This window comes from Sphingopyxis sp. KK2 (assembly GCF_001990265.1).
Lineage (GTDB): Bacteria > Pseudomonadota > Alphaproteobacteria > Sphingomonadales > Sphingomonadaceae > Sphingopyxis.
On the sequence record NZ_LYVN01000274.1, the window covers coordinates 1 to 1,898 of the forward strand.

Below are 1,898 nucleotides of genomic sequence, written 5' to 3' on the forward strand. Positions count from 1 at the left end.
CGGCGCCGGGGTCGGCACCGCGGTGCAGCCAGCCAACGCCAGCGTCATTGCCAAGGCCGCGCCATGGCGCCAGCGCGCTTGCATAGCGATCATCTGCCAAATCCCCGAAATTCAACGGCTTCCTCGACGCCAACGCGCGGCACCGGCCATTGGTTCACCGCCGCGCCCTCGTCGGCGTAGCCGATCGCGAGCCCGGTGAAGAGAATCTGGTCGTCGCTGAGGCCCAGCGTCGTGCGGATCGTCTCGCCATACATCGCCCAGCATTCCTGCGGGCAGCTCGCGAGGCCATGCTCGACGAGCAGCAGCATCACCGATTGCAGCCACATGCCCATGTCCGACCATTGCGGCGGCCCCATGATGCGCGAGCAATGGAGGAACAGCATCACCGGCGCGCCGAAGCCCGTGTAATTGTTCATGAACTGGCCAAGCCGGCCCTTCTTGTCCTCGCGCGGGATGCCGAGCGCGGCGTACAGCCCCTCGCCGACCCCGAAGCGCCGCGTTTCCCATGGTTCGGTCAGCCCCTTGGGATAGATGTCATATTCGGGCTGATGCCCCTCGCGCCCCATCGCGATCCGGCCCGCGACCGCATCCTTCACCGCCTGCCAGGGCTCGCCGGCCAGCACCACCGCCTGCCAGGGCTGGAGATTGCCGCCCGATGGCGCGCGCTGCGCCGCGGCGAAGATTTCGGTCAGCAACGCGGGGTCGACCGGCTGATCCGTAAAGGCGCGCACCGAGCGGCGCTTGTGGAGCGCGTCGGTGACCGAAGGCGTGGCGGTGTCAGTCGCTGGCATATTTATCCTCTCGCCGTTTCCCGAACAGCAATTTGCGTTCGAGCCGGGCTTTCAGCTGGCGGTAATAGGAAAGGAGGAAGACATCGTCCTCCTCCGCGACCGGCCGCCCGATCTTGGCGCGGATCGTGTCCGCGACCTCGCGCATGGCGCGGGCATCGCGGATACGCAAGACCCGCTCCAGCTCCTGCAGCTCGAAAATGCCATAGACCGACAGTTCGGCCTCGCTGAACTGCATCGGCCCCGATCGTTCGGCTTCGGCGGCGATATCATGGTCGAGCTTCGATCGCTGCGCCATCACCACCCAGGTCCCGGCGATCAGGTCGCCCATCCGCATCCGGTCCTTGTTGAACAGCAGGAACAGGCTCAGCGTCAGCGACCAGCCGACCCCCGCCGCGACGGTCCACCCCGACACCGCATCCTCGCTCGCGCCGACCCCCAGCATCATCAGCGGCAGGAAGAGTTCAAGCTCGCGGATCAGGTTGCGCGCGACCACCGCGTCGGCGGTCAGCCGCCCGCCGTCGCGCGCGACGACGCGGATGCCCATCATCCTTTTGCCCGGGGTCGCGGCGCGCTGCCCCAGTTCGAAGCCGATGAACCAGAAGGTGCGGAGCAGGAAGAAACCGAGCAGCCAGACGACGTCGATCACGTCGCGCGAGGCCGCGGAGTCGATCCAGTCGAGGAATAGCGAAAACAGGATCATCACCGCCAGCAAGATGCCGAGATCGACCAGCAGCGCGCCTAAGCGCAGCCCCGAACTCGCGATCTTCAGCTCGAGGTCGACTCCCTCGGGGGTGACGAACTGGCGGACCTTGCCCTTCTGGGCGAGCCGCATCTTGTTGTTGGCGGCGGCGCTCATGCCGCTTCGCCGCGGCGCGGGATGTAGTAATAGCCGAGCCACAGCAGCAGCATGACGGTGCCGATGCCATAGCGCATCGCCGTGTCGGTGATCAGCTGGCGCCCGAATCCTTCGAGCAGCCCGGCGACCAGCAGCATGATGATCACGCCCACCATCACCTTACCCGCGGTGCGCCCGGCGTCGGACGCCGCCTGCAACCGGCTGCGCGCGCCGGGAAAAACCACCGCGGCGCCGATCCGCAGCCCCGCCGC

3 protein-coding genes are annotated in these 1,898 nt (G+C 67.2%); all 3 read right to left on the reverse strand.

All coding sequences use genetic code 11. The features are described 5' to 3' along the window. Nucleotides 1-89: 89 nt before the first annotated feature. On the reverse strand, nucleotides 90-791 hold the full coding sequence (locus tag B1A78_RS21680) for a nitroreductase (RefSeq protein ID WP_077148897.1): 702 nt from the start codon (nucleotides 789-791) through the stop codon (nucleotides 90-92). Beyond that, nucleotides 778-1,647 (reverse strand): RDD family protein, encoded by an 870-nt coding sequence (locus tag B1A78_RS21685; RefSeq protein WP_077148898.1) that lies wholly within the window; start codon nucleotides 1,645-1,647, stop codon nucleotides 778-780. The genes B1A78_RS21680 and B1A78_RS21685 overlap by 14 nt, the downstream gene beginning before the upstream one ends. Next, the coding region (locus B1A78_RS21690) for a stage II sporulation protein M (protein ID WP_179102133.1) at nucleotides 1,644-1,898 on the reverse strand (255 nt) is incomplete at its 5' end. The genes B1A78_RS21690 and B1A78_RS21685, both read right to left, overlap by 4 nt.

Bases quoted from the DNA above. Each gene is read 5' to 3' on its own strand.
- B1A78_RS21680 (WP_077148897.1), bottom strand. From the start codon at position 791: ATGCCAGCGACTGACACCGCCACGCCTTCGGTCACCGACGCGCTCCAC.
- B1A78_RS21685 (WP_077148898.1), bottom strand. From the start codon at position 1,647: ATGAGCGCCGCCGCCAACAACAAGATGCGGCTCGCCCAGAAGGGCAAG.